General features: G+C 61.0%; 8 protein-coding genes and 1 pseudogene. 3 read left to right on the top strand and 6 right to left on the bottom strand.

Annotated elements, in window-relative coordinates; genetic code table 11:
- Nucleotides 1–281: hypothetical protein (locus tag ACPYOJ_RS33345; protein WP_481420068.1), on the bottom strand; the 281-nt coding region annotated here is incomplete at its 3' end.
- 68 nt (nt 282–349) lie between these two features.
- On the opposite strand from ACPYOJ_RS33345, the gene leuA reads away from it, so the two are divergent.
- Nucleotides 350–2,065: a 2-isopropylmalate synthase gene (gene leuA / locus ACPYOJ_RS33340; RefSeq protein ID WP_481420067.1), complete on the top strand. Its 1,716-nt coding sequence runs from the start codon at nt 350–352 to the stop codon at nt 2,063–2,065.
- Nucleotides 2,066–2,113: 48 nt separating this feature from the next.
- Here the strand turns inward: leuA and ACPYOJ_RS33335 are convergent.
- Nucleotides 2,114–2,600: pseudogene (locus ACPYOJ_RS33335) on the bottom strand (winged helix-turn-helix transcriptional regulator).
- On the opposite strand from ACPYOJ_RS33335, the gene ACPYOJ_RS33330 reads away from it, so the two are divergent.
- Complete coding sequence (locus ACPYOJ_RS33330) at nt 2,599–3,564, top strand: quinone oxidoreductase family protein (RefSeq protein ID WP_481420066.1); 966 nt, start codon at nt 2,599–2,601, stop codon at nt 3,562–3,564. The pseudogene ACPYOJ_RS33335 and the gene ACPYOJ_RS33330 sit on opposite strands and share 2 nt — an antisense overlap.
- A gap of 5 nt (nt 3,565–3,569) precedes the next feature.
- Here ACPYOJ_RS33330 and ACPYOJ_RS33325 read toward each other — a convergent pair whose 3' ends face one another.
- From ACPYOJ_RS33325 to ACPYOJ_RS33315, 3 genes are all read right to left on the bottom strand, one after another.
- On the bottom strand, nt 3,570–4,415 hold the full coding sequence (locus ACPYOJ_RS33325; RefSeq protein ID WP_481420065.1) for an anti-sigma factor family protein: 846 nt from the start codon (nt 4,413–4,415) through the stop codon (nt 3,570–3,572).
- Nucleotides 4,416–4,417: 2 nt separating this feature from the next.
- Nucleotides 4,418–4,921, bottom strand: coding sequence for an RNA polymerase sigma factor (locus ACPYOJ_RS33320; RefSeq protein WP_481420064.1), 504 nt, complete (start codon nt 4,919–4,921; stop codon nt 4,418–4,420).
- A 318-nt stretch (nt 4,922–5,239) separates the two neighbouring features.
- Entirely contained in the window at nt 5,240–6,148 is a 909-nt protein-coding gene (locus ACPYOJ_RS33315; RefSeq protein WP_481420063.1) for a metallophosphoesterase family protein, read from the bottom strand.
- Nucleotides 6,149–6,234: 86 nt separating this feature from the next.
- Here ACPYOJ_RS33315 and ACPYOJ_RS33310 point away from each other — a divergent pair, with 86 nt between their 5' ends.
- On the top strand, nt 6,235–6,696 hold the full coding sequence (locus ACPYOJ_RS33310; RefSeq protein ID WP_481420062.1) for an NUDIX domain-containing protein: 462 nt from the start codon (nt 6,235–6,237) through the stop codon (nt 6,694–6,696).
- A gap of 3 nt (nt 6,697–6,699) precedes the next feature.
- Here the strand turns inward: ACPYOJ_RS33310 and ACPYOJ_RS33305 are convergent.
- Nucleotides 6,700–7,433: glutathione S-transferase family protein (locus ACPYOJ_RS33305; RefSeq protein WP_481420061.1), on the bottom strand; the 734-nt coding region annotated here is incomplete at its 5' end.

Genomic DNA, 7,433 nt, shown 5'->3' with positions numbered 1-7,433 from the left:
CGCGGTGCAAGCGGCGAAAAAATAGGCGGGGGTTGCCAGCTTATTGTTCGGCGGCTATAAGCGCGGTCATGAAGATCACGGGTGCAAAGATTTCCGATACGATTGTCCAGGGGCGCGTTGCCCTGCGTGACAATACGCGCGCCCTGACGTCGCTTCTTCTCCTCGGCCTTACGCGCGGTTGCCGGGTTCGTTGAGGAGCGCCCGGCGGCCGAAAGCCCGCCAGGTAATCGCTCCTCGCGACTGATCCCTTTAGAACCAAGATAGACCAATAAGGTCCGCATTTGCTGTCGCCAAGCTCGCTACGATGGGCTAATAGGCGGGGCAAGATGCCGGGACGAGGAAGAAACGAATGGACGCGAAGACGCAAAATCCCGCAAAAGGCATGCAATCCGCCGCGGTGAAATACCGCCCCTATCCGCAGGTGAACATTCCCGACCGCACCTGGCCGACGAAGACGATCACCAAGGCCCCAGTATGGTGCTCGGTCGATCTGCGCGACGGCAACCAGGCGCTGGTCGACCCCATGGGCCACGACCGCAAGGCCCGCATGTTTCAGCTACTGCTCGACATGGGCTTCAAGGAAATCGAGATTGGTTTCCCTTCCGCCTCGCAGACCGATTTCGATTTCGCGTGCTGGTGCGTGGAGCAGGGCAATGTGCCCGACGACGTGTCGCTGCAGGTGCTGGTGCAGTGCCGTCCAGAGCTGATCACCCGTACGTTCGAGGCGCTGGAAGGCGCGAACCGTCCGATCGTCCATTTTTACAATTCCACCAGCGAGTTGCAGCGCCGCGTCGTCTTCGCCAAGGATGTTACCGGGATCAAGCAGATCGCCGTTGATGCGGCGAAGATGATCTCCGACATGGCGGCGAAGGCCGGCGGCGGCTATCGCTTCGAATATTCGCCGGAAAGCTTTACGGGCACCGAACTCGAGGTGGCGCTGGAAATCTGCAACGCCGTCATCGAGGTGATGAAGCCGACGCCTGACAACAAGCTGATCATCAACCTGCCGTCTACCGTCGAGATGGCGACGCCGAACGTCTATGCCGATCAGATCGAGTGGATGTGCCGCAATCTCGACAATCGCGAGAACCTGATCGTCTCGCTGCATCCGCACAACGACCGCGGCACCGGTATCGCGGCCGCCGAACTGGCATTGCTGGCGGGCGCCGATCGCGTCGAAGGCACGCTCTTCGGCAACGGCGAGCGCACCGGCAACGTCGACGTCGTTACCATGGCGCTGAACATGTTCACGCAGGGCGTCGACCCGGAACTCGACTGCTCGAACATCGTGCGGATGAAGGAAGTTTTCGAATATTCCAACCAGATGCCGATCGGCGAGCGCCACCCCTATGTCGGCGAACTGGTCTACACGGCCTTCTCCGGCTCGCATCAGGACGCGATCAACAAGGGGATGAAGGCGGCGCAGGTCGCCAATCATCCTGTCTGGGAAGTGCCGTACCTGCCAATCGATCCCCGCGACGTCGGCCGCTCCTACGAGGCGATCATCCGGATCAACTCGCAGTCGGGCAAGGGCGGTATCGCCTATATCCTGCAGCAGGACTATGGGCTCAATCTGCCGCGCAATCTGCAGGTCGAGTTCCGAGAAGAAATCCAGCGCATTACCGATGAAGAGGGCAAGGAGCTGCCGTCGCGCCGCATCTACGACCGCTTCATCGAGCGCTACGTGACGCAGCCGCAGGGCCGCATCAAGTTTGTCGATCACCACACCTATGCCGATCCGGAGCGCAAGGGGCAGCGCATCGTTGCCGCCGAGATCATCGACAAGGGTGAGACGAAGCGCATCGAGGGCAAGGGCAACGGCCCTGTCGATGGCTTCATCAACGCGCTCTCGCACTATCTCGGCATCGAAATGTCGGTCGAGGACTATTCGGAGCATTCGTTGCAACACGGCTCGAATGCTGCCGCTATCTCTTATGTCGAAACATCCTATCCGGGTGGCAAGCTGTTCGGCGCCGGCATCAGCACCAATATCGTCGGCGCCTCGCTCGAGGCGATCGTATCGGCGGCAAACCGCGTGCTGGATGTGAAGGCCGGTAAAAACTGATCTGAAGATGCTGCGCAGCGGGCTTTGTTCGCTGCGCATCTTTGCCGCTCAGGCGGCGATAGTTTCCGTGCGCGGGCGAACGATGCAATCGGCAATGTCCGCCATATCGTCCTGCGCTTCGGCATGGCGCTGGCCCCATTTGCAGAGCGCCAGCAGCACCGGTTCAAGCTCCAGTCCGAGATCCGTCGCGGTGTATTCCACGCGTGCGGGGACTTCCGCGAAGATCTCGCGCGTCACCAGCCCGTGCTCTTCCATTTCGCGCAGCTGCTGAATCAGTACCTTCTGGGTGATCTCCGGCATCATGCGCTTGAGCTCCGAGAGGCGCTTCGGTCCGCTGAAGATGTAATAGAGAATGACCGGTTTCCAGCGCCCGGCGATGACCTTCAGAGCGCGCTCTACCGGCAATTTCGGCAGTCTTTTGATCGGTTCCGCCATGGTCACCTCCTGGTGGGTATGGCACGAAAGAGTGTGTATTTTTCCCATCGAGCTTACGGGTAAAGCGCTGCTCACGCCATTCAAACGTGAGGTCTGTCATGAAAGCGGTGCGCTTTGACCATTTCGGTCCCCCTGAGGTTCTCAAAATTGTCGAGGTGCCGAAACCGGTGCCCCGCCGAGGTGAGGTCCTGGTTCGCGTCCATGCCGCGGGCATCAATTTTTTCGAAGTGCTGATGCGCGCGGACCGCTATGCCGTGACACCGGAATTGCCGATGATCCCCGGCGTTGAAGCCGCAGGCGTCGTCGAGGCGATAGGCGAGGGCGCCGATCTCGCTCTGCTCGGCTCGCGCGTTGCCGTGCCGCTCTTCACCCTGGGACGGGGCGAGGGATACGCGGAGTTCATCGCAGTGCCGGGTGCGTCGGTGATCAACATTCCCGACGCATTGTCGTTCGAGGCGGCGGTAGCGCTGATGGTCCAGGGGCTGACCGCTCTGCACATGATTCGCCAGGCTTCGCCGCGGGGCAAAACCGTCCTTGTCCACGCGGCGGCCGGCGGTGTCGGGTCGCTGCTGGTGCAATTGGCAAAGCGCGAGGGTGCGTCGTCGGTCATTGCGACAGCAAGCAGCGAGAAGAAGCTGTCTGTGGCTCGTAGGCTCGGGGCGGATGCCGCGGTGGACTATACCGCCGAGGGCTGGCAGAAGGCCCTCAGTGACGGCACGCCTGTCGATCTGATCTACGACACGGTCGGCGGCGAGATGACGCGCGCTTCCCTTGCAGCGCTTGCGCCGGGCGGAGAGCTTGTCTTCGCGGCACTGGGCCGCTTCAGTCTCGAGGCCGCTGACCTGAACGCCATGTTCGGCAAGAACCAGTCGCTGAGGGGATTTGCGCTGCTGCCTTTGCTGCCCGCGACGCTGGAGGGCGACCTCTCCACGCTGTTTTCGCTTGTGGTTTCGGGCGCACTGACGATCCCCGAGGGGGCGAGCTTCCCGCTTGAGAAAGCCGCCGAAGCGCATCGCGCCATAGAGGGCCGGAGCGTTAGCGGAAAGGTGGTGCTTGTGCCTTGAAAGGCTCAGATCGCGGTCGCGACCTCCATCGCGATCTGGCTGAGCGAGGCTTCTGCGGACGGGCCGACGAGGACGTAGGATGTCCCGGCATTGTGCCAGGTGACGAGGCCGATCTCGTCCCTGATCGTTTCCTTGAAGTCCTCGCTGTCCGGTGGCTGGGAATCCTTCCGGAAGCAGATCGAGATGAGGTCGCCGTCCGCGCTTGTATAGACCAGCTGACCGACCGGCCGGCCGTCACCGAGTAGCACGCGGGCGCCCTGGAACGTCCAGCCTTTGTTGGCCAGGTCCGGCACACGAAAGGCGACGCCGACCGTGGAGGTCAGCCAATTGGAGATCTCCTCGGCCTGCGTCGAGGGAATCTCGACGATATGCCGCGGCTGGCGGATCATCAGCCGCTGGTAGGCGGTGACGTCGTTCAGCCAATCCTTGGTGTTCGTGTTGTCGGCAACGGGCTGCGACCCGTCGCCGCGAACGAGGCCGGCAGGAGTCGTTCCCATGAAATAGCCTATGCCGCAGCCGACGACGAAAAGGATGATGGCGGCTGCCAGCGCCTGCGGTCCGCTCGGTGTGAGCTTCATTGCCGGGCGGGTGGCTCGCGGCGCCACGGGCGCCTTGGGCAGCTGAACGCTCTTGATCGAGCGGACGAGTGCCAGCGGAACCGGCTCCTTCAAGATATCCTCCAGGCGGCGGCGCCCGAAATCGGCACCGTGACGGAGCTTGTCGTAAAGCCGGCGCGCACCTTCGTCTGTCGCAATGCGTTGTTCCAGCTCGTGCTTCTGCTCCGGCGTCGTTTCCCCGTCGAGAAGAGCGGTCAGCTGGGCATCAAGCGGCAGTTTCTTGAAATCGGGCAAAGTCAGTACCTGTGAGGATAATTGTCGGCGAGACTCGCAAAGTGAAGCCGTGCCGCGGCAAGCTGTGCCGGAACGCTGCTTGCAGGAATGCCCATGATGTCGGCCGCCTCCTGATAGGTGTGGCCTTCGTTGACAAGCAGGAACACGCTTGAAATGCCTTCGGGCATTTCGGCGATCATTTGATGTATGGCGTCAGTATCGGCAGTGGCTGCGCGGTCTCGCACGGCATCGCGGATATCCGTGACGTTTCCCTTGGAAGCCGGCCGCGCCTTGCGCTTGCGTCCGTCATCGTTCCATTGCTGGCGGGCTAGCGTGTAAACCCAGCTTTCAAGCCTGCCTTCGCCCTTCCATTGGTGGCTCTTTGCCACCGCTCGCTGACAGACTGCCTGCACGAGGTCATCGGCAGCAGCCGCATCGCCTGCAAGTGTCATCGCGAAACGTCGCAACCGCGGCAGCAGACCCACCAAGTCGCGTCTGATATCAATGGTCGTTACAGGCTGACGCATGTCTCATTTCATGAAATGTCGGGCGAAGCACCCGGCGTGGCTAAGCTTTTTATATCGCGTATGTGATCTTTATGAAACAAATTTGCACTGCTTCGCAAGCTTAAGCCAGCGCAATCTTGGAATTCTCAAGGGGTTTCCACGCGGCCGTCGGCGATGTCGCGTTTCAATAGGTCCGATGTCCGTTCAGGCTTTGCGGGAGCTTGGTAAGCTCAGCTGCCTTCGCCGCCACGGCCACCGATTTCATGTGCGGGCTGACGGCCATAGCGGCTGCCTCAGAAAGCGAATCAAAACACTGAGAAACCGATTCCGCTCGTTCCACTAAGCCTTGAAAATATCTACACCATTTTGGAAAACGCCGTCACCCATGTCGTTTAAGCTGAAGCGCTCGCCCGTCAATTCCCATGCGCCAGGGGAACCGTCGATGCTGAAGAGATTATAGGCGGCGCGGGGTTTCAGGCCGCCGGGTCCCTGGGAAGCCGAAGCAATTCCGACGACTGGCACGGGTGCCGTCTGGCCCCGCAGCCAATGGAGCGTATTGAGATGCGTATGGCCATGGATCACCAGTTCCGCGCCGCCTGTCGAAACGACGGCAGCGAAACGCCGGATGCCGATCATGCGTTTATAGAAGGATGTGGCGCCGCGGATCGGCGGATGATGGATCATGACCACGCGAAAGAGGCCGGCCTCGCCGGCGGCGCGCAGGATGTTGACGGTTTCGCGCGCCTGCCTCTGGCTGAAAAAGCCGCTGGCAGCAAAAGGCGGTGTGGCGACGGCAGTCGAGCAGCCGATGAGCGCCACTTTGTCGCGGACACGCAAATAGGGAAAAATGTGCTTGTCTTGCCTCCATTCGGCGGGAGCCAGATCGCCGCGGACATAGTCATACCAGGCCCGCATGGATTTCTCGTAGGCGCCCGGAACATAGGCGTCGTGATTGCCCGGTACGATGGAGGTTTCAACCGGGTCGCCGAGAGCGCGCAGCCAGGCGGCGGCGGAACGGATCTCGATTGCGCTTGACAGGTTCACCAGATCGCCGGTCACGGCGAGGTGGTCCGCATGCCGGTCGCGGATGTCTTCCAGCAGAACATCCAGCGTGCCGCCGAAAAGGTGCTTGCGCCTGCTGCGGTGCCAGTTCACAAAGCCGGTAATGCGCTTCGAGAAAAGCTCGCGGAAGGAAAGATTGGGAAGTGGGCCGAGGTGAATATCCGAGATATGCGCGAGCTTGAACATGCTACGACACATAGACCAGGATGGTTACAAATCAAACACATCGGATGGAACGAAACGGTGAAAGCAGAGTGATGAGGCCCACGGGGATGTCCTGGAAATCCAAGCTCCTGATGCGGTTTGTGCATGTCTACTTCGCATTCGCACGCGGCATGACGATGGGAGTGCGGGCGGCCTGCTTCGATGCCTCGGGACGGATTTTTCTGGTGCGGCATAGCTATGTTCCGGGCTGGCATATGCCTGGCGGCGGGGTGGAGCGCAACGAGACCGCCGAGGCGGCGCTGGTCAAGGAACTGCGCGAAGAGGGCAACCTCCGTGTCATCGGCAAGGCGCAGCTCTTCCACGTCTATTACAATCAATCGGCGAGCCGCCGTGACCACGTTGTCTTCTACCGCGTCGATGTCGAGCAGACGGCGCCGCGTGCGCCGGATCGCGAAATCGTCGAGTGCGGTTTCTTCGCCGTCGATGCCCTCCCGGACGGCACGACCGACGCCACCCGGCGCCGGCTCAGGGAGTTGAACGGCGATGAGCCCGCCGCTCATTATTGGTAGGATTCAGGCGGCTGCGGCGAGTTTCGCGCGGCCGTGTGGTTGGTCGAGGTCGAGAGCCGGTCCAACTGGGACGATGCCCGTCGGATTGATCGTCTTGTGGCTGCGGTAATAATGCTGCTTGATATGCTGCAAGTTCACCGTCTCCTTCACGCCCGGCGTCTGATAGAGATCGCGCAGGTAGCCGGAGAGGTTCTGGTAGTCTTCGATACGGCGGATATTGCATTTGAAATGGCCGACATAGACCGGATCGAAGCGCACCAGCGTCGTGAACAGCCGCCAATCGGCCTCCGTCAGCCGGTCGCCGAGCAGATAGCGGCTCGTGCGAAGCCGCTCATCCAGCATGTCCAGCGTTTCGAAAATCTTGACGACGTTCTGCTCGTAGGCTTCCTGCGTCGTCGCAAAGCCTGCCTTGTAGACGCCATTGTTGACGGTGTCGTAGACGATCGCATTCAGCGCATCGATATCAGCCCTGAGATCGGCAGGATAGAAATCCGCCTTCGAATCCGTCAGGCCGTCGAAGGCGCTGTTGAACATGCGGATGATCTCGGCGGATTCGTTGTTGACGATGGTACCGTTTTTCTTGTCCCACAGCACGGGAACGGTGACGCGGCCGGAATAATGCGGGTCGGCCTTCCGGTAGATTTCCCAGAGGGTCTTTGCGCCGTAAAGCTGATCGCCGGTGGCGCCGTCGCCGACTTTGAATTCCCAGCCGTTTTCGGCCATCAGCGGATCGACGA

It is taken from the genome of Rhizobium sp. SVR5-9E (genome assembly GCF_056755095.1).
Note: the sequence above shows the minus strand (reverse complement) of the source record. Positions and strands in the feature narration are given on the sequence as shown.

Coding starts and splice junctions, on each gene's coding strand:
- ACPYOJ_RS33310 (WP_481420062.1), top strand. CDS start 6,235: ATGTCCTGGAAATCCAAGCTCCTGATGCGGTTTGTGCATGTCTACTTC.
- ACPYOJ_RS33320 (WP_481420064.1), bottom strand. CDS start 4,921: ATGCGTCAGCCTGTAACGACCATTGATATCAGACGCGACTTGGTGGGT.
- ACPYOJ_RS33315 (WP_481420063.1), bottom strand. CDS start 6,148: ATGTTCAAGCTCGCGCATATCTCGGATATTCACCTCGGCCCACTTCCC.
- ACPYOJ_RS33330 (WP_481420066.1), top strand. CDS start 2,599: ATGAAAGCGGTGCGCTTTGACCATTTCGGTCCCCCTGAGGTTCTCAAA.
- leuA (WP_481420067.1), top strand. CDS start 350: ATGGACGCGAAGACGCAAAATCCCGCAAAAGGCATGCAATCCGCCGCG.